The organism is Corynebacterium freneyi (genome assembly GCF_030408835.1).
Classification (GTDB): domain Bacteria; phylum Actinomycetota; class Actinomycetes; order Mycobacteriales; family Mycobacteriaceae; genus Corynebacterium; species Corynebacterium freneyi.
The window spans coordinates 2,264,892-2,282,627 of sequence record NZ_CP047357.1 but is presented as its reverse complement, the minus strand read 5'-3'; the positions used below and the strand labels follow the sequence as shown (position 1 = coordinate 2,282,627).

15 protein-coding genes, 1 tRNA gene and 1 other RNA gene are annotated in these 17,736 nt (G+C 66.5%); 8 read left to right on the top strand and 9 right to left on the bottom strand.

What is annotated here, in order from left to right; all coding sequences use genetic code 11:
- Positions 1-144: 144 nt before the first annotated feature.
- Positions 145-732, top strand: a complete 588-nt coding sequence (locus tag CFREN_RS10205) for a TetR/AcrR family transcriptional regulator (RefSeq protein ID WP_209652137.1) — start codon at positions 145-147, stop codon at positions 730-732.
- A complete protein-coding gene (locus CFREN_RS10200; protein ID WP_209652139.1) occupies positions 722-1,531 on the top strand; it encodes a metal-dependent transcriptional regulator in 810 nt (269 codons plus the stop codon). Before CFREN_RS10205 ends, CFREN_RS10200 begins: the two co-directional genes overlap by 11 nt.
- Here CFREN_RS10200 and CFREN_RS10195 read toward each other — a convergent pair.
- The 5 genes from CFREN_RS10195 to CFREN_RS10175 form a co-directional block, all read right to left on the bottom strand.
- Positions 1,515-2,429: a metal ABC transporter permease gene (locus CFREN_RS10195; RefSeq protein WP_209652141.1), complete on the bottom strand. Its 915-nt coding sequence runs from the start codon at positions 2,427-2,429 to the stop codon at positions 1,515-1,517. The genes CFREN_RS10200 and CFREN_RS10195 overlap by 17 nt on opposite strands.
- Positions 2,426-3,445, bottom strand: coding sequence for a metal ABC transporter permease (locus CFREN_RS10190; protein ID WP_070521622.1), 1,020 nt, complete (start codon positions 3,443-3,445; stop codon positions 2,426-2,428). Before CFREN_RS10190 ends, CFREN_RS10195 begins: the two co-directional genes overlap by 4 nt.
- On the bottom strand, positions 3,442-4,170 hold the full coding sequence (locus tag CFREN_RS10185) for a metal ABC transporter ATP-binding protein (RefSeq protein ID WP_035120340.1): 729 nt from the start codon (positions 4,168-4,170) through the stop codon (positions 3,442-3,444). The genes CFREN_RS10190 and CFREN_RS10185 overlap by 4 nt, the downstream gene beginning before the upstream one ends.
- Positions 4,167-5,120: a metal ABC transporter substrate-binding protein gene (locus CFREN_RS10180; protein ID WP_052053976.1), complete on the bottom strand. Its 954-nt coding sequence runs from the start codon at positions 5,118-5,120 to the stop codon at positions 4,167-4,169. Before CFREN_RS10180 ends, CFREN_RS10185 begins: the two co-directional genes overlap by 4 nt.
- 414 nt (positions 5,121-5,534) lie before the next feature.
- Entirely contained in the window at positions 5,535-7,253 is a 1,719-nt protein-coding gene (locus tag CFREN_RS10175; protein ID WP_209652143.1) for an AbgT family transporter, read from the bottom strand.
- Between the two features lie 402 nt (positions 7,254-7,655).
- Here CFREN_RS10175 and smpB point away from each other — a divergent pair, with 402 nt between their 5' ends.
- Positions 7,656-8,153: an SsrA-binding protein SmpB gene (gene smpB / locus CFREN_RS10170; protein ID WP_035120343.1), complete on the top strand. Its 498-nt coding sequence runs from the start codon at positions 7,656-7,658 to the stop codon at positions 8,151-8,153.
- A 126-nt stretch (positions 8,154-8,279) separates the two neighbouring features.
- Positions 8,280-8,656: a transfer-messenger RNA gene (gene ssrA / locus CFREN_RS10165) on the top strand.
- A 632-nt stretch (positions 8,657-9,288) separates the two neighbouring features.
- Here ssrA and CFREN_RS10160 read toward each other — a convergent pair.
- Together CFREN_RS10160 and CFREN_RS10155 are read right to left on the bottom strand one after the other, a co-directional pair.
- Positions 9,289-10,128 carry a GDSL-type esterase/lipase family protein gene (locus CFREN_RS10160; protein ID WP_070521617.1) on the bottom strand — a complete coding sequence of 280 codons (840 nt, stop codon included), beginning with the start codon at positions 10,126-10,128 and terminating at the stop codon, positions 9,289-9,291.
- A 253-nt stretch (positions 10,129-10,381) separates the two neighbouring features.
- The gene (locus tag CFREN_RS10155) at positions 10,382-10,945 is read right to left on the bottom strand and encodes a PPA1309 family protein (RefSeq protein ID WP_035119422.1); all 564 of its coding nucleotides are present in this window, start codon (positions 10,943-10,945) and stop codon (positions 10,382-10,384) included.
- Positions 10,946-11,162: 217 nt separating this feature from the next.
- On the opposite strand from CFREN_RS10155, the gene CFREN_RS10150 reads away from it, so the two are divergent.
- Positions 11,163-14,114: a UPF0182 family protein gene (locus CFREN_RS10150; protein ID WP_209654546.1), complete on the top strand. Its 2,952-nt coding sequence runs from the start codon at positions 11,163-11,165 to the stop codon at positions 14,112-14,114.
- Between the two features lie 284 nt (positions 14,115-14,398).
- Positions 14,399-14,472 (top strand) — tRNA-Met (locus CFREN_RS10145).
- On the opposite strand, the gene CFREN_RS10140 is transcribed toward CFREN_RS10145, so the two are convergent.
- Complete coding sequence (locus tag CFREN_RS10140) at positions 14,473-15,006, bottom strand: recombinase family protein (RefSeq protein ID WP_425321481.1); 534 nt, start codon at positions 15,004-15,006, stop codon at positions 14,473-14,475.
- Positions 15,007-15,473: 467 nt separating this feature from the next.
- Between CFREN_RS10140 and CFREN_RS12855 the strand changes: the two genes are divergently transcribed.
- A complete protein-coding gene (locus tag CFREN_RS12855; RefSeq protein ID WP_353959589.1) occupies positions 15,474-15,878 on the top strand; it encodes a DUF4258 domain-containing protein in 405 nt (134 codons plus the stop codon).
- Between the two features lies 1 nt (position 15,879).
- Positions 15,880-16,086: a hypothetical protein gene (locus tag CFREN_RS10135; RefSeq protein WP_209652148.1), complete on the top strand. Its 207-nt coding sequence runs from the start codon at positions 15,880-15,882 to the stop codon at positions 16,084-16,086.
- A gap of 296 nt (positions 16,087-16,382) precedes the next feature.
- On the opposite strand, the gene CFREN_RS10130 is transcribed toward CFREN_RS10135, so the two are convergent.
- A complete protein-coding gene (locus CFREN_RS10130) occupies positions 16,383-17,690 on the bottom strand; it encodes an ISL3 family transposase (protein WP_209652150.1) in 1,308 nt (435 codons plus the stop codon).
- Between the last annotated feature and the right edge of the window lie 46 nt (positions 17,691-17,736).

The following is a 17,736-nucleotide window of genomic DNA, read 5'->3' as shown; positions in this document are numbered from 1 at the left end:
CGCAGAGCGTCGACGCGAAGGGCGCCGGCACGATCAGGCTTATCGACTAATTGGGCCGGGCCGTCGTCAAGCCTTAGGAAACCGCCGGAAGGCGGGGTACGGTGAGGAACGGACCCAGGCGGCCCCGGACCGAGAGGAGACGCCATGCCGAAGATCACCGGCCCCACCGTCGTGGAGCACCGGGCCGCGCAGCATCGGGCGCTTCTCGCCTCGGCCGAACGGCTGATCAACGAATCCGGCGGCAACGTGCCCACCCTCACCGAAGTCGCCGAAGCCATGGGCCTGGCCCGGTCGAGCATCTACCTGTACGTGAAGTCGCGGAAGGACCTGGTCGTCCAACTGCTGCTGGACATCATCCCCACCTGGACCGACGGCATCGCCACCGCGATGGACGCCGCCGGAGACGACCCGCTGGCGCGACTGACGGTCTACGTCGACGAAACCTTCCGCCTGTTCGTCGAAGGGGACCACGGCGCCCTGATGGTCGCCGCCCAACAGCTGCCCGAGACTTTCATGGACCCGCGGGTGCAGGAGGTGCACGGCGCCCTCGACCCCGTGCTGGACGAACTGCTCGACGCCGTCGGCGGGCCCGTCGCCGTCGCCGCCAAACCGCTCATCGACTCCGCCATCCAACGCGGCGCGGAAATGGTGACCGCCGGCGGCGCCGACGAGGCGACCGTCCGCGAGGCCCTGCACCGCATGGTCGAAGGCGTGGTGTCCGATGAGCGCTGAGGCCGGCGGCGTCTCCGGGGCAGACCGCGGCGCGGCCCCGACCCCCGACGTTCCCGACCTGTCGGGGCTGTCGGCGAGCTTCCAGAATTACCTGAAGGCCATGTGGACGCTGCAGGAATGGAACGACGAACCGGTGTCGCCGACGGCGCTGGCCGAACGCGTCGGAGTGAAACTGCCGACCGCGTCGGACGCGGTGCGCAAACTCGGCCGCCTCGGCCTCGTCGACTACCAACGCTACGGGTCGGTGACCCTCACCGACGCGGGACGCGCGTTGGCCCTGGAGATGGTGCGCCGGCACCGGCTGCTCGAGACCTTCCTGGTGGAGGTGCTCGGCTACCGCTGGGACCAGGTCCACGACGAGGCGGAATCCCTCGAACACGCCGTCTCCGAGTTCATGATCGACCGCATCGACGACAAGCTCGGCCATCCCGAACGCGACCCCCACGGCGACCCCATCCCCCGGGCGGGCGGGGACCCGACCCTGCGGGGCGTCGTCGTGCTCACCGGAGTGGAGACGGGCCGGCGGGTGACCGTGGAGCGGATCTCCGACGACGACCCGGAGCTGCTGCAATTCTTCGCCGGACACGGCATCGGCGTCGGCTCCGAGCTGCAGCTGCGCCCCGGGGCGCCCTTTTCCGATTCGGTGGAGGTCATCGTCCTCGACAACGGAGCAGGCTCGGATGACGCGGGCAGCGCAGACGGTGCAGACAGTGCAGATGGCGCCGGTGACGCGGGAGGCGTGGCGTTGCCGCTCGGCCGCACCGCCACCGACGCCATCTGGGTCACGCCGCGCGGCTGAGAGACTCCGTCAACTCCGGCGATCCCGCCGACTGCGCACGGTGCGAGCGCCGCGAGCGCCGCACCCGCATCCGCGTGAACAGGTGCGCGGCGATGAAGATGGCTCCGTAACAGACGGACATGGCGGCGCTCGTCGCGGCGTCGAGGGCGTAGGCGCCCCAGAACCCGGCGACGGCGCCGCCGACCGCGACCGCCGCGGTGACCGCGAACAACGACGCCAGGGTCTTGGTCAGCAGATGAGCCGTCGCCGCCGGCACGACGACCAGTGCGATGACCAGGATCGCCCCCGCCGCGTTGAAGGCGGCGGTGACGGTCACCGACACCAGGAACATGAACGCCGCATTGACGCTCTTGACCGGGATGCCGATGCTGGCGGCGAAGGGGCCGTCGAACGTGGTGACCGTCAGCTGACGGTGGAAGGCCCAGAGGAACGCGACGTCGATCAGCAGCACCGCGAGCATGACGTACAGGTACTCCGGGCCGATCGACGTGCCGCCGACGGTCAGATGACGGAAGGCCGCCAGGTTGAGGTCGCCGACCAACACCGCGTGGGTGTCCAGGTGGACGTTGGCGAAATTCAACGTCACCATGATCACGCCCGCGCTGAACAACGCCGGGAACACCAGGCCCTGAGGGGCATCGCCGGTGATGAGACCGGAGTCGGTGAGCCATTGGCTGCCCAACACCACGATCAACCCCGCCGTCGCCGCGCCGAGGATCAGCCACGGCGAATCCAGGTTGCGGGTGAAGAAGTAGCCGACCACGATGCCCGGCAACACCGAATGCGCGATCGCGTCGACGAGCATGGAATCGCGGCGCAGCACCACGTACACGCCGGGCAACGCACACGCCAGGGCCGTGACCACCGCGAGCAGCAACGTTCCGGTGACGAAGCTCATCGGGCCACCTCCCGCCGCATCCCGTTCGCTGCCTCGATCCGGGCCGGGTCATTCTCGTCACTCTCGTGACCGGGATGATCGGCGTGATCGGCCTGTTCCGCCCGCAGCTCGCGGGCCAGGGAAGCCCGGCCACGTGCGCGCGTCACGGCCTTCGTGACCACGCTGCGCCTCGGCGCGAACAGCATCGACACCAGGAAGATGGCGAACAACGTCAACACGATCAACGGGCCCGTCGGCACCTTCCCCAGGGCAATGGACAAGTACGCTCCCACGCCGCTGCCCACGGCCCCGATGGCCGCCGAGAGACAGACCATCGTCGGCAAGCTGCGGGTCCACTGCCGCGCGGCAGCCGGAGGAGTGACCACGAACGCCACCATGAGCACCAGCCCCACCGCCTTCACTCCGATGACGGTGGCGACGACGATGCACGTGAACATGATCCCGTCGATGATCCCCGCCTTGAAACCCAGCACCGACGAATACACCGGATCGAAGGTGCGGACCTGGAACTCCTTCCACAACAGCAGCATCGGCACCAGGGCCAGCGCACCGACCACGATCGACGTGAGCAGATCCGCGCGGGTGATCACCGACGCATTGCCGAAAAGGTAATCCTGGATGCCGCCCTTGTCCGGGTACGGCCGGTTGGTGATGATGCGCATGAGCAACATGCCGGCACCGAAGAAAACGGTCAACGTCACCGCCATCGCCGTGTCGATGCGGATCTTCGACGTCTCCGCCACCGTATTGGCGTACCAGGCGGCCAACGCCCCGGCGACGACCGCGCCGATGATCAACCCGATCATGTTCCGGCCGCTCAACCCCGGAATCGCGGTCGCGACGAGGAAGGCGACGAGAGTGCCCGGCAACGCCGCATGCGACACGACGTCACTGACCAGCGACTGCTTGCGCAGATACGCGAACGACCCCAGCGCACCGGCGACCAGGCCGATGAGGGCCGTGCCGAAAAACACCATCCGGTAGGTGTGGTCGGCGAAGAAAACCGCGAAACTCATCGGAGGAATCCCTCCGTCAAGTCGTAGGTCTCGGCGATCGCCTCGCGCGTGAACGTCTCCGCGGCCGGGCCGGAGGCGACGACCCTGCGGTTGAGCAGCGTCACCCAGTCGCAGAACTCGGTGACCGTGGCCAGATCGTGGTGGACCATCACCACCGTCTTGCCGTTTTCGCGCAGCCCGTGGAGCACGTCGACGATCGCCCGGCGGCTCTTCGCGTCGACGCCCTGGAACGGCTCGTCCATGAAGAACAGGTCGGCGTCCTGGGCGAGCGCGCGGGCGAGGAACACCCGCTGGCGCTGGCCGCCCGACAGCTCGCCGATCTGACGGTCGGCCAAATCCGTGATCCCGGTCTGCTCGAGGGCGACGGCGACGCGTTCGCGTTCGGCCGCGCCGGGCCGCCGGAACCATCCCAGGCGGCCGTAGGTGCCCATGAGCACCACCGACGACACCTGGGCCGGGAAATCCCAGTCGACGCCGGCGGACTGGGGCACGTAGGCGACGCGGTCGCGCACCCGGGCGAGGGGTTCGCCGAAGAACAGGGACCGCCCCGTCAGCGGCGGGATGAGCCCGAGCATCGCCTTGAGCAGCGTGGACTTGCCGGCGCCGTTGGGGCCGACGATGCCCATCACCACGCCGGCGGGCACGGTGACGTCGGCGTTGCGCAGGACCGGCGCCGAATCATAGGCGACGGACAGTCCGATGGCCTCGCATGCGGGGGCGGTCATCGGGAGGCCTTCCCCAGCGCCTCGGCCACGGCGTCGACGTTGTGGGAGAACACCCCGAGGTAGGTGTCCACCCCGGCGTCGGCGCCGAGGGAATCGGCGTAGAGCTCCTGGTCGGAGACCTCGACGTCCCATCCGCGCGAGCGCACGGCTTCCTTGAGGCTGGTGATCGCCTGCGGGTTGGCCTGATTGTCCTGGAAGATCACCGGGACCTTCTTCTCCGCGATGAGGTCGGCCAGCTCGGACAGTTCGCCGGCGCTGAGCTTGGCCTCGGTGGACACGAAGTCGGTGGCGCGGACCTCCAGCCCGAAGGTGTCGCCGAAGTAGTTGAAGGCGTCGTGGCCGGTGATGAGGATGCGGGGCTCGGGGATGTCCGCGAGCTTCTCGCGCGCCTCGGCGGCGGCCTCTTCGATGCGGCCCTTGTAGTCCTCGGCGTTGTCTCGGTACTCGTCGGCGTTGTCCGGGTCGACGTCGGCGAGCTTGTCGGCGACGAGGCCGACGACCTCGGTCCACGCTTCGGGGCTGTTCCAGACGTGGGGGTCGTGCAGCGGGTTGCCCTCGTCGTCGGTTTCCGGCCAGTCCAGCAGCATGTCCTCGGGGAGCTGATCGCCGACGGCCAGCTGGCGGTCGCCGAGGGAGGACAGCTGGTCGGTCATCTGGGCCTCCAGGTGGAGACCGTTCCAGAACACGACGTCGGCGGCGTTGATCGTCTCGATGTCCTTGGTGGACGGCTGGTAGGTGTGCGGGTCGCCGCCGGGGCCGACCATGGTGGTCACCTCGGCATCGGGGGCGATGTTGGCGACGGCGTCGGCGAGGTAGCCGGTGGTGGCGTACACCTCGAGCGCGTCGGAGTCGCCCGAGGCGCCGGAATCGGCGGAGGAGCAGCCGGTCAGCAGCAGTGCGGCGGCGGCGACGGCGCCGACCGCCTTGAGGGCGGTGGATCGGATGGTCACGGCAGGCGCTTCCCTTCTTCGATGGTGTGAGTCATGGTTGGTAATCTAACTTAGGCGCATCGAACTTATGAAGATAGGGGTGGCACTGGGTGGGTTAGGTGGGGGTATTTACCTGTCTTCGGCGAGTATTTTTCGGTGCTTTCCGGGGTTTACCAGGAGTCTGTTCCGGAGCGTTCCCGGAGTCACTTCGGGGGCTTTCCGGGCTTTTCGACGCTTGCCGGAGTGCACAGGAGCGGTGGTCGCCCGGGAGAAACCCGGTTTCCGCATGACGACGGCCCGCACCGTGAATCGGTGCGGGCCGTCGGGGGCTCGTCGGGCAACGCGGTTGCCGGGGTTGGCGGCGCCGGGGAAGGAGGGAGGGGAGAAAGGAAGGGAGAGGGAGGAAAAGGGGCGGGAAGGAAAGTCCCGGCTCGGTCAGCGCACGGGCACGCCCGGTCCGAGCGGAATGCCGAGCAGGTACCAGATGGCGAAGAACGCGAACCAGCCCACCAGCATCGCGATGGAGTACGGGATCGCCAGCGACATCAGCGTGCCGACGCCCGCCGGTTTGTAGTACTTCTGCAGGAACGTCAGCGCCAGCGCGAAGTAGGGCGACATTGGGGTGATGATGTTCGACGGCGAATCGCCGATGCGGAACAGCATCTGCGACACTTCCGGCGCAATGTCGACGTACATCAGCATCGGAACGACCACCGGGGCCATCAGAGCCCACTGGGCCGAACCCGACGTGATGAAGAGGTTCAGTGCGGCGACCATCAGCACCAGTGCGGCGAACAGCACCAGCGGCGGCAGGTCGGCCCGGGTCAGCAGCTCGGCGCCCTTGATCGCCGTCCACTGGCCCAGGTTCGACCACGAGAAGTACGACGTGAACTGGGCGACCGCGAAGAACAGCACCATCATCGCCGTCAGCGTGGACAGGCCCTTTTCCATGAAGCCGGGGATGTCGGAGGAGTCGCGGATCGACCCGAATGCGATGCCGTAGGCGATGCCGGTGATGGCGAACAGCAGCGCGATGGGCACCACGATGTCGGTGAGCAGCGGGGAATTGAGGATGCCGTCGCCCTCGCCGCGCAGCGGGGACCCCGGGATGAACAGCAGCGCGGACCATGCGGCGACGGTGGCCAGCGCCGCGAATCCGGCGATTCTCAGGGCGCCGATTTCGCGTGCATCGAGTTCGAGTTCGTCGCGCAGCTCCGCCTTCGAGCGGGTCTCGCCGAGATTCTCGCCGTTGCTTTCCGACGACGTGCCCGCGGATTCGGAGCCGGCCGAGTCGTCGGTGTCGTCGCCGTTGCCGGGCGTGGTGAAGGCCGCGGCCTCGTAGTTGATCTGCGATTCGTCGATCGTCTTCTTCGTGTGCTTGACGATGAACAGTTCCGTGACGGCGGTGATGATCATCGCCAGCACGACCGCCGAGGCCATGGAGAAGAAGTAGTTCGCCAGCGGCGACACCACGTACTCGGGGTCGACGAACTGGGCGGCCGTCGTCGAGATGCCGGCCAGCAGCACGTCGGTGATGTTGAGCACCAGCGAAGAGTTGAAGCCGGCGGACGAGGCGGCGAAGGCGACCATCGCGCCGACGATCGGGTTGCGGCCCACCGCGCGGAAGGCGGCGGCGCCCAGCGGGATGAGGATGACGTACACGGCGTCGGAGGCGATCGAACCGGTGACGCCGGCCAGCGCGACGACGAAGGTCAACCACATGGGGGAGCGGACCCTGGCCACCGCCGAGCGGATCGCCGCGCCGATGAAACCGGAGTACTCGGCGACGGCGACGCCGAGCATGCACACCAGGATCAGCCCGACCGGGGCGAAGGTGACGAAGTTGTCCACCGCATCGGTGACCATCTTCTGCAGGTATTCGGCGGTCATGAGGTTCTGGACCTCGATGACCTCGCCGGTGCCGGGGTCTTCGGCCGACATGCCGGCCATGGAGCCCAGCCACGACGAGACGATGACGACGCCCGCCAATATGACGAACAACCAGAACGGGTTCGGCAGGGCATTGCCCACCCGTTCCAGCGTGGCGAGGAATCCCTTCGGCTTCTCGGGGCCGTCATTTCGGTCGTCGCCTGCGGCGGTGGCCGTCGTTCCCCGGCCCTGGTGCGGGGATCGTCTGCCTGCGTCGGTGGTCATGGTCGCTCCTGGGTTCGGGGGCACCGTCGTCGTGGTCCGGGGAAAGAGAGGCAAATCCTGCGGAGGCTTCGTCCCCGGATGGTTCGTTCCAAAGTACCCAAAAGGGTGAACTCAAATCACCGATTCACGCTGATCGACGTCCAACTCAGCTGACCTTCGCCCAACTCCATGGAACCTGCACCCCACCATCGAGAGCGGGCCGCCATCACGGCGGCGGGGCACCCCGCCATCGAGAGCGGGCCGCCATAACGGCGGCGGGGCACCCCGCCATCGAGAGCGGGCCGCCATAACGGCGGCGGGGAGAGGTTCGCCGGACCGTAAGAGGAACGGCCGTCGTCAAGCACGGGCGCGGAAGGAGCGATCGCCGTCGCCGACGGGCAAGGGACTAAGATGGCGCGGGATATGGCAAAGAAGAAGTCCAAGAAGGGCGCATCGGCGAATCCGGTGATCGCGACGAACCGCCGGGCCCGACACGACTACACCATCCTGGAAACGCACGAATGCGGGGTGGTGCTCGTCGGCACCGAGGTGAAGGCCCTGCGCGAAGGGCGCGCGTCGCTCAACGACGCCTTCGCCACCATCGACGACGGCGAAGTGTGGCTCCGCGGCCTCCACATCCCCGAATACTCCCACGGCAACTGGACGAACCACTCGCCGCGCCGCAACCGCAAACTGCTGCTGCACCGCGCGGAAATCGACTCCCTCATCGGCAAAACCCGCGACGGCAAAAACACCCTGGTCCCGCTGAAGCTGTACTTCAAGGGCGGCCGGCTCAAGGTCGAACTCGCGCTGGCCCGCGGCAAACAGGACTACGACAAGCGCCAGGACATCAAGCGCCGCACCGAGGAGCGCGAGATCACCCGCGAACTCGGCCGCCGCATCAAGGGCATCAAGGGGTGACCGAGCCGGGGAAGGGCGCGACGCACCGTCTCCGAGGTGCACCGGGCCTTGACTTCCCCCGAACCACGGCGTTACCCTTGTCTATCCCGCCGGGGCAACGCAGCATCCCCTCCGGTGGGAACGTGAGGGGCCGACTTGGTTTCGACTCCGTACGGTGAGCCAGGGGAAGCGTGCCGGTGCAGGCTGGAGACCACCGCAAGCGTCGCAGCAACCAATTAAGCGCCGAGAACACTCAGCGCGACTACGCCCTCGCTGCCTAATTCAGCGACCGCGTGTCTGTCAGACCGGGTAGGCCTCTGATCCGGACCCTGGCATCGTTTAGTGGGGCTTGCTCGCCGACTTGGTCGCAAGGGTCGGCGGGGACGCATACTTGCGGCTGGGCCCGTCATCCGGTCATGTTCGACTGAACCGGAGGGCCGAGCAGAGACCACGCGCGAACTGCGCACGGAGAAGCCCTGGCGAGTTGGCGGAGGACCCGGGTTCAATTCCCGGCGGCTCCACTCGGAACCCGCTCATCGGAAACGGTGGGCGGGTTCTTTTGTATTCAGGTGGTGGGTGGCTCGTTTACGCGTACGCGGTGTCGCCGCTCGTCTTTACGCGGTGCCGCCGCACGTCGCTTTGGCCGTGCCCACGCTTTGCCCACGCTTTGGCCGTGCCCACGCTTTGCCCGCACCACGGGGTCCATCACCCTGCAGTCAAACCACGGGGTCCAAAACACGGGGTCGGTGTCGACCCCGTGGTTTAAGGCCGAAAACGGATCGACCCCGCAGTTTGGACCCCGTGGTTTGGGAGTGAGGCTGGTCGACCCCGTGTTTTTGACCCGTGGTTTGCGCGTGGGTGGGCTCGGCGGGCGTCAATCGGGTGCCGGCAGCCTCCCGGCGGGGCAGCACATTTGACGAGTGTGCGCTGGGAGGGCTGTGGTGCACATTCGTGGGGTTTGGCGGGCTTCACATTTGACGAGTGTGCGCTGGGAGGGCTGTGGTGCACATTCGTGGGGTCGGGAGGGCGCCAGTGGGCTCCCGGTGGGCGTCGCAAAGCAAAAAGGCCCGCCCCGGACAAACGGGAGCGGACCAGAAGGCGAAAGGGGCGGCAAGAATAGAGGGGCGTAAACCCGAGCCGACCCGAGCCGCGCGTCCTAGCCGCGGTACGCGTCGGCCACCTGGGTCGCGACGACGCGGGAGCCATGGTGGGTGAGGTGGTTCGGCATGTTGTAGTTCGCGGTGTCCGAGTCGACGAACGCGGACACGTGGCGCTCGCCGTCCGGGCCGCACATGGCGGCGTCGACGTTGGAGACGTCCTTCAGGTTGATGAACGTCGCGCCGGTCGCTTCGGCGGCCCGCGCCTGCCGTGCCTGCAGGTTGTCCTCGAAGATGCGGGCCGGGGCGGCGGGCACCCGCGGGGCGTTGCCGAAGACGTTGACCGGGCACATGTAGTGCTCGCCGTCGCGGGAGATGATCTCGGGCATGCCGATGACCATGACGCGCGCGTTGGGGGCGTGCTCCTTGAGGCGGTTGATCGTGCCGGTGACCGCCTGGTGGTACATGTCGTCCTGGATTTCGTTGGGGGCCCAGAACGCCTGCATGGCGTCGTTGGCGCCGATGGCGATGGTGATCAGTTTGGTGTTGTGGTTGACGTGGCCGTTGTTGATGGCGGTGTCGACGTAGCCGCCGAGCTGCTTCGGGGTGGTGGGGACGTAGGCGACGGTGCCGTTGCAGGTGTAGTCGTGCAGCGTCATGTCGAGCTGGGCGGCGACGTTGTGGCCGACGTTGGTGGTGGACACGGGGCAGACGTGGCCGGGGCGGCCGGTGCCGTTGGCTTCGTCGGTGGCGCCGGGGTTGGCCACGAAGGAGTCGCCGAAGGCCACGTACTCGCCGTTGGGGTTGGCCGCCGCGGTGGTGCCGGGGAGGAGGGCGGCGCCGGCGGTGAGCGCGGCTGCGGCGGCGGTGAGGGTGCGGCGGGCGGTGGTCGGCTTCATGTGGTGTCCTCTTCGTCGGGAGGTGCGCGTGGCCTCGGGTGGGCGGGTGCGCGACGGTTGCTTTGCGACGCCGATTCGCGTCCCCGGAGGGGTGCGGTGCCCGGAAGGGGCGGTGGCGGTGCGCTTCGGCGGCGTTATCTGCCCGTTATGAAACCCCTTTTGTTTGGCTAAGTCAACCGTGGTCGGGGAAACGTTGCATTGGCCGTGCACCTGTCACGCGGTCCCGGAGGCCGAATTCGTGGCCCGGCGCCGCCTACGCCAAAAACGTCGACCTCAGCGCGGCGACGACGCCATCGGCCACGCCCTCGCCGGACCGCAGCTCGACGTCGTCCTCGGCGAACGGGCCCTTCTCGGCCAATTCGGCGTCGGTGGGGCGGGGCTGGATGAGGGTCAGCGACGGGCCGTCGTCAAGCACTCCCGTGAACAGCCGGGCCTGGCGCGCGGCCCCGGAACCCGCCGACGCGCGCACCTCCTCCAGGGTCAGGCCCTCGACGGAGTCGGCGTCTTCCGGTGCGACGATGAGGATCTCCTGCGCCAGTACCGCACCGACGACGCCCTCCGGCCACGAGGTGCGGGCGATGAAGTCCGACAGCTCGGGCGAGCCGCCGTCGATGCCCTCCGGCAGATCCTCCTGGACGACGACGGTCAGCGGCGACTCGTCGAGCAGGTCCGGGTCGAGTGCGTCGGCGACGAGTTCGGTGGGCACCAGCGCGAACAGGGTCGGCGGCGCGTCCCACCCTTCGGCGTGGACGAAGTCGACCGCTTCGCGCACCGCGCGGTTGAGGGCCTGCGGGGACATGGTGCGTGCGTCGGGCATGGTGGCGCCTTTCTGTCCGGGGTTCGGGGTTGCTTTGCGACGGCCCGCGCGGGGCGCCTCGGGGGAGGGGACGGGGAAAGTCTGGCGGCCCTCGGCGAACATCGCGGACCCGGGGTTTGCCCCAGGGGGTTTTTCAATAGAGTAGGGGAGACTGCACAACCCGTAACGACTAGGAGACCCCTTGTCCACAAGCCCGACCAGACTGGGCCGCACGGGCATGCCGAGGCCGGGGTGGCTCGCCACCACGGTGATGATCCTCGCGATCCTTGCTTTGCTCGTCCCCGTCATCGTCAACGTCTACGTCGACTTCCAGTGGTTCGGGGAGGTGGGTTTCCGCGGCGTGTTCGCCACGGCATGGGTGACCAGGATCATCCTGTTCGTGCTCGTCGGCGCGGTGGTCGGCGCGGTCGTCTTCCTGTCGATGTGGCTGGCCTGGCGCCACCGCCCCGATGACCCGGGGCCGTTGGATCCGCAGAGCCCGCAGGCGATCTACCGCCGCATGATCGAGTCGTCGCACAAGCCGGCGCTGATCGGCATCCCGGTGGTGTTCGGTCTGTTCGCCGGCCTGGTGGGGCAGTCGGCGTGGCGGACGGTGCAGCTTTTCCTCAACGGGGAGAGCTTCGGCGAGACCGACCCGCAGTTCCACAAGGACCTCGGGTTCTACGCCTTCGACCTGCCGTTCTGGCGGTTCCTGGTGGACACCGCCGTCCTGACGGTCATCGTCGCGTTCCTGCTGTCGCTGGTGACGCACTACATGCTCGGCGGCATCCGCGCGGGCAATCCGACGGTCGGCGAGAAAACCCGCGTCTCCGGTGCCGCGCGCGCCCAGCTGGCGTCGTGGGCCGGCGTGTTCATGCTGCTCAAGGCGTTGGCCTACTGGCTGGATCGCTACGACATGCTGGGCAACCGCCACCAGACGTTCACGGGTGGTTCGTACACCGACATCAATGCGCTGCTGCCGGCGAAGATCGTGCTGTTGGTCATTTCGATCGTCGTGGCCGGCGCGTTCTTCGCGTCGATTTTCCTTCGCAACCTGTCCATCCCGGCCATGGCGACGGTGCTCATGCTGGTCTCCGCGGGCATCATCGGCGTGGCGTGGCCGCTGATCATCGAGCAGTTCTCCGTGTCGCCGAACCGTGCGGCGAAGGAGCGGGAGTACATCGCCCGCAACATCGAGTCGACGCGCTACCACTACGGTCTGACGGACGACAAGGTCACCATCGAGCGTGACTGGGGCGTGCCGGGCGAGGAAGAGGAGGACGCCGCCTCGCAGGAGGAGGGCGCCGAGTCCATCGCCCGCGACACCAACACCCTGGCCAACATCCGCATCCTCGACCCGGAGGTGCTGTCGCCGACGTTCACGCAGCAGCGGCAGCTGAAGAACTTCTACGGTTTCCCGGAGTCGCTGTCCATCGACCGTTACGAGGTCGACGGGGAGATGCACGACTTCGTCGTCGCCGCCCGCGAGATGAACCCGCAGACCCTGCAGGGCAACCAGAATGACTGGATCAACCGCCACACCGTGTACACGCACGGCAACGGTTTCGTCGCCGCTCCGGCCAACCGGGTCGACGAGGTCGCGGCGGAGGCCGGTTCGGCCCGCGGCGGTTACCCGCTGTACACCGTGGCGGACCTGTTCGAGTCGGAGGACCCGAACGGCATGAACCTGGAGCTGGAGCAGCCGCGCATCTACTACGGGCCGGTCATCGCCAACTCGGATGCGGACTACGCCATCGTCGGCGGTTCCGGCGACGGCACGGATTACGAGTACGACGCCGACGGCCGCAACTTCACCTACGACGGCGCCGGCGGCGTCAGCGTGGGCAACCTGTTCGAGCGTCTGGTGTTCGCCACCCGCTACCAGGAGGTCAACATCCTCCTGTCGGAGCGGGTCGGCCCGGAGTCGAAGATCATCTACGAGCGTGATCCGCGCGAGCGCGTGCAGAAGGTCGCCCCGTGGTTGACCACGGACACCCGCACGTACCCGGCGGTCATCGACGGCCGCATCAAGTGGATCGTCGACGGCTACACGACGTTGGCGTCGATGCCGTACTCGGAACGCACCAGCCTCCAGGAGGCGACGCAGGATTCGCTGAACCCGGACGGCACGTCGCGTCCGCTGCCCAACAGTGAGGTCAGCTACATCCGCAACTCGGTGAAGGCGACGGTCGACGCCTACGACGGCACGGTCGAGCTCTACGAGTTCGACGAGAATGATCCGGTGCTCAAGGCCTGGCAGGGCGTGTTCCCGGATGTGGTGAAGCCGAAGTCGGAGATTTCCGATGCGCTGCAGGATCACCTGCGGTACCCGGAGGATCTGTTCAAGGTCCAGCGTGAGCTGATGGCCCGCTACCACGTGTCCGACCCGGGCATCTTCTTCACCAACGACGCGTTCTGGTCGGTGCCGAACGACCCGACGGCCCCGGAGGATCAGGGTCTGTCGCAGCCGCCGTACTACGTGGTGGCGGCGGACCCGGAGACGGGGAAGTCGAGTTTCCAGCTGATTTCCGCTTTCCGTGGTCTGGAGCGCGAGTTCCTGTCGGCGCATATGACGGTGTCGTCGGATCCGGAGACCTACGGTCGCATCACCATCCGCGCGTTGCCGACGAACACCCAGACGATGGGTCCGAAGCAGGCGCAGGACACGATGATGTCCGCCGATGAGGTCGCCCAGGACCGCACGCTGCTGGAGGGCACCAACGTGGTGACCAACGGCAATCTGCTGACCCTGCCGGTCGGCGATGGCGAGATCCTGTACGTCGAGCCGGTGTACACGCAGCGTCAGGGGCAGGAGACGGCGTTCCCGAAGCTGCTGCGCATTCTGGTGTCGTACCGCGGTGAGGTCGGTTATGCGCCGACGGTGTCGGAGGCGTTGCGTCAGGTGGGCATCGATTCCAGCGATGTCGCGCGGGAGCGTGGCGAGGAGGATGCGGTCGCCGACGACGAGGCCACCGACGACGATGCGGCGGAGGAGGAGGCCGGCAAGGCCCGTCCGGAGGCCGAGCGCGAGGTCGACGTGGCCGCGCGCGACGAAGCCGCGGCCCGCATCTCCACGATCCTCGATCGCCTGAAGACGGCCCAGGAAAACGGTGACTTCGCCGCCCAGGGCCAGGCGCTGGCGGATCTGGACAAGGCGGTCGCCGACTACCAGGAGGCCAACGGCCAGTAGCCGCCGCCGGTTGCTTTGCGACGACCGGGCCGCACGTGGGAGGGGCTTCCTTCCCCGGTGCGGCCCGGTTTTGCGTTTGGTCAATCGTCTCGCCGGGGTGCCCGCCGGCGGTCGTCGTGAAGCACGTGCACCGCGCTGACCAGGGGATTGGCCAAGCGTCGGGGCTCGGTGCTAGTGTTACTTCCCGTTGGTCGGCGAGAGAACATCTCGTGTGGCCGGCACCCGCTGCGAGCGGCGTGATTATGGAATCATTCGGTTCCGTGTTACGGTGTTCAAGCAGTCGACGCGGGGTGGAGCAGCTCGGTAGCTCGCTGGGCTCATAACCCAGAGGTCGTAGGTTCGAATCCTGCCCCCGCTACTAAGATAAAGCCCCTACCAGTGGAAACGCTGGTAGGGGTCTTCTTCGTTTTCGGTCCAACAGGATTCTCCCGATAGTTCGTCGGGATACGCTGAACAGCTCGGCGATGTCGGACTGGGTATGCCGTCCATCGGCAGCCAGCTCGCGGACGTGACGCTGTTGGGCCGCGGTGAGCTTCGGCTGCCGGCCTTTGAGCTTGCCTTGAGCTCGGGCGATCGCCATGCCCTCTTTTGCGCGTGCCGAAATGAGATCCGCTTCGAATTCCGCAACCATGGCCAGCGTCGTGAACGTGAGCTTGCCGACCGGATCGGTGGGATCGTAGACGGTACCGCCGAGGCTCAGGGCGACTTCGCGGCTGGCGAGTTCGGCGGCGATGGCCAGTAGGGCGTGCCGCTGTGCGGTGAGGTCCTGGCGTTCGGTGGACACACGAGCGTAGCCGATCAGCATGCTGACCAGATCTGTGTTGATGCCGTCCTGCGGTGCATCGCGTGGGCCATCTTCGCCTCCCGTGCGGTCCCTATTGTCGTATCCCATTGTCGCAGAGATCGCGGGGGCGAAAGGGGCTCCGAAGTGCCCGTATGCACTGCCCGGGCTATACGCCCCTTGGTCGCCGCTGCTCGGGATGCAGAGCGATCGCAGGGGTTGATGGACGGTTGACGATGGCTATCTGCCCGACTGTTCGGCGGCAGTCCGGCTCTCGATGTCGGGTGGCGGTGATTCCAGAAGGCCGAGCCGTTAGGTGGGACGGAGTTGTCTCTCCCCCCCCCCGCCGAGAGTGTCTAGGTACTTGCATGAGTAGCGCGACTCTGAGTCGGTGAGTCTGGGCCTTGAGGTCAGCGTTGCCCCTGGTTAAGCGATGTGGGCCGGTTTTCGGCGGGTGAAAGCTGGGCATGGGGTCATCCACGGGGAGGGGTGTATCACCCCCCCGTCAGTAAGGGATTCATAGACAAGTGGAATTACCTATGACACGCTCGGCACCAAGGTAGTGCTCATTCAAACCTATGGAGGAAGCTATGAGAATGCGCCGGATGATCTCCGCCGTGGTTTGTGCTTTCGTGATCGGATCGCTGGTCTCGCCCATTGCGAGTGCGAGACCTGTACCGGAGCTTGCAGCTGCGGCGCCTTCCGTGCAGTCGGCCCTTGGAGGGGGTGACGTTCAAGTCGTTCCCCTTCATGGGGCACGGCCGCCGAGCTACATTGCCGGCTACACGCCCCACGCGTTGGATCGGATGCGGAAGAGGGGCGTTTCGAAGTCGATGGTCGAGGACGCGGTCTCTAATCCGAAGAGTTATCGTTGGGACAAGAGGCACAACACGTGGCAGATCACGGATCAAAAGAGCAGAATCGTTGTCTCCTTGAATGATAATGCCTGGGTTGTGACTATCCTTGTATTCAAGAGGGCGTGATATGAAGACTGAATTTCTCGCGAAGGTGGTCATGCAGGATGGCTGCGTTTCGGTGACGTTAGAGGGGTTGAGGGGGGACCCTGAGTTTTCCCATAATATTCAGCTATGCTGGGAGGACGGGGAAATGGCCGGCGCTATTGATGTGTCGACCGACGGTCGCCTGATGGGTATTGAACTCATTGGCCTTGATATTGAGCTAGAGGAATAGCTCGTTTTCCGTCTCGCTCTATCTCGCCTTTTTAGGTGGAGGCAAGCCGTCGAGCGGTTATTAACCAACGTCATGTAAAGATCAGAACTCCCGGTAGAGGGATCGGAGCCCGACTGGCGATGGGGCAGCTAGCCTCCACGCAGCAGACGAACAGCCGACTTCATGCCAGCAGCGTGGCCACGGCGAAACCGATCGCTCCGACGACGAGCATGGCTACCGCCGCGGCGTGAGTGAGTTGTCGAGGCGACCCATGGCGGAGCTTTGCGGAGTTCCACAGATAACCGGCCCTTCCGGTTTTAGAGTGCGTTGATCTTGGCCTGGAACCCTCCGGAGTGGATCAGTGACCGCAAGATGTAGTGGTTGAGGTTCCTGAACCCGAGTGCGATGCCACGCAGGTGCTCCAACCGTCCGTTGATGGCCTCGACGGGGCCATTGGAAGCGCCGGTGTCGAAGTACGCGAGGATCTCGGCCCGTCGTTTCCACATCGTCCGGCCCAACTGCCCCAGCTCCTGGACCCCGGCAGGGAGATCTTTCCGGATCCGGCACATGATTTTGTACATCCACCTCTTCCCGACCCGACGGTCAGGATGCTCATAGGCTGCGATGATGTCCTGATACGTCCAGTGCGTGACATCCACAGCCGTGTGCCGCTCATCAGCGAACACCGCGTCCAGCTTCGCTTTCTGCCTGTCGGTCAGCAGTCCCATCCGGGTTAGCAGGATCCGACGCACCCCGTACAAGGGATCCCCTGACCGGCCGCGATGCCCACAGGTGTCCTGTTGGATCCGCTGCCGGGTCATAGTCAGCTTGTCGGCGGCCAGGTGCACGACGTGGAACGGGTCCATCACCTTCCTCGCCTTCGGCAGCTGCTCGGTGGTGGCGGTGTGGTAGCCGGCGAATCCGTCCATCGCCACGACTTTCACCCGGTCGCGGAAGGACTTCTCCCGGGCGGCGAGCCAGCGGCGCAGCACCTCCGCGGATCTGCCCGGCACCATGTCCAACAGCCGGGCGGGCCCGGTGCCGTCCACGTTCGGCGTCAGGTCGACGATGACGGTGACGAAACCGGGAGTACCGTCGCCACGGCGGTGTTTCCATTTGTGCTCATCGACCCCCAGGACGCGGACTCCGGCCAGGTGGGTGGGGTCAGCGTAGATCAGCTCCCAGGCCTGTTCGAGGGCTACCTGGTTGACCAGGTCCCAGCCGATGTCCAGGGACTTCGAGATCGCGGCAACGCTCATGCGGTCAATCGCCAGGCGCTGGAGGATCCAGCGGGTGCAGCGGTCGGTGAGCTTGGATTTCGGTTTCGCGCACACGAGTTGCTGTTGAAAGATCTTTGTCGCACAGGCGGTGTTGGTGCAGGTGAACCGGGGTAGCCGGATCCGTAACCGGGTGGGATGCCCGACGACGGGCAGGTCCACGAGTTCACGGATCCGGTGATCACGCAGCCGGCCTTCGTCACCGCAGGCCGGGCAGGAGGCATCCTGTTCCACCGGGCGGCAGGTGATCCACGTGTGGCGCTCATCGATCGCGGCGCCCGTGATGGTCAGGCCGAGTTCAACGGTCCGGATGATGGTGTCAGCAATAAGAGACGTAGAATCGGGCATAGGTCCTCGGGGCGAAAGATGGTTGTGTAGGAGCTTTCATCTTCGC

Bases quoted from the DNA above. Each gene is read 5' to 3' on its own strand.
- CFREN_RS10205 (WP_209652137.1), top strand. From the start codon at position 145: ATGCCGAAGATCACCGGCCCCACCGTCGTGGAGCACCGGGCCGCGCAG.
- CFREN_RS10200 (WP_209652139.1), top strand. From the start codon at position 722: ATGAGCGCTGAGGCCGGCGGCGTCTCCGGGGCAGACCGCGGCGCGGCC.
- CFREN_RS10195 (WP_209652141.1), bottom strand. From the start codon at position 2,429: ATGAGCTTCGTCACCGGAACGTTGCTGCTCGCGGTGGTCACGGCCCTG.
- CFREN_RS10190 (WP_070521622.1), bottom strand. From the start codon at position 3,445: ATGAGTTTCGCGGTTTTCTTCGCCGACCACACCTACCGGATGGTGTTT.
- CFREN_RS10185 (WP_035120340.1), bottom strand. From the start codon at position 4,170: ATGACCGCCCCCGCATGCGAGGCCATCGGACTGTCCGTCGCCTATGAT.
- CFREN_RS10175 (WP_209652143.1), bottom strand. From the start codon at position 7,253: ATGACCACCGACGCAGGCAGACGATCCCCGCACCAGGGCCGGGGAACG.
- smpB (WP_035120343.1), top strand. From the start codon at position 7,656: ATGGCAAAGAAGAAGTCCAAGAAGGGCGCATCGGCGAATCCGGTGATC.
- CFREN_RS10160 (WP_070521617.1), bottom strand. From the start codon at position 10,128: ATGAAGCCGACCACCGCCCGCCGCACCCTCACCGCCGCCGCAGCCGCG.
- CFREN_RS10155 (WP_035119422.1), bottom strand. From the start codon at position 10,945: ATGCCCGACGCACGCACCATGTCCCCGCAGGCCCTCAACCGCGCGGTG.
- CFREN_RS10150 (WP_209654546.1), top strand. From the start codon at position 11,163: ATGCCGAGGCCGGGGTGGCTCGCCACCACGGTGATGATCCTCGCGATC.
- CFREN_RS10140 (WP_425321481.1), bottom strand. From the start codon at position 15,006: ATGGGATACGACAATAGGGACCGCACGGGAGGCGAAGATGGCCCACGC.
- CFREN_RS12855 (WP_353959589.1), top strand. From the start codon at position 15,474: ATGGAGGAAGCTATGAGAATGCGCCGGATGATCTCCGCCGTGGTTTGT.
- CFREN_RS10135 (WP_209652148.1), top strand. From the start codon at position 15,880: ATGAAGACTGAATTTCTCGCGAAGGTGGTCATGCAGGATGGCTGCGTT.
- CFREN_RS10130 (WP_209652150.1), bottom strand. From the start codon at position 17,690: ATGCCCGATTCTACGTCTCTTATTGCTGACACCATCATCCGGACCGTT.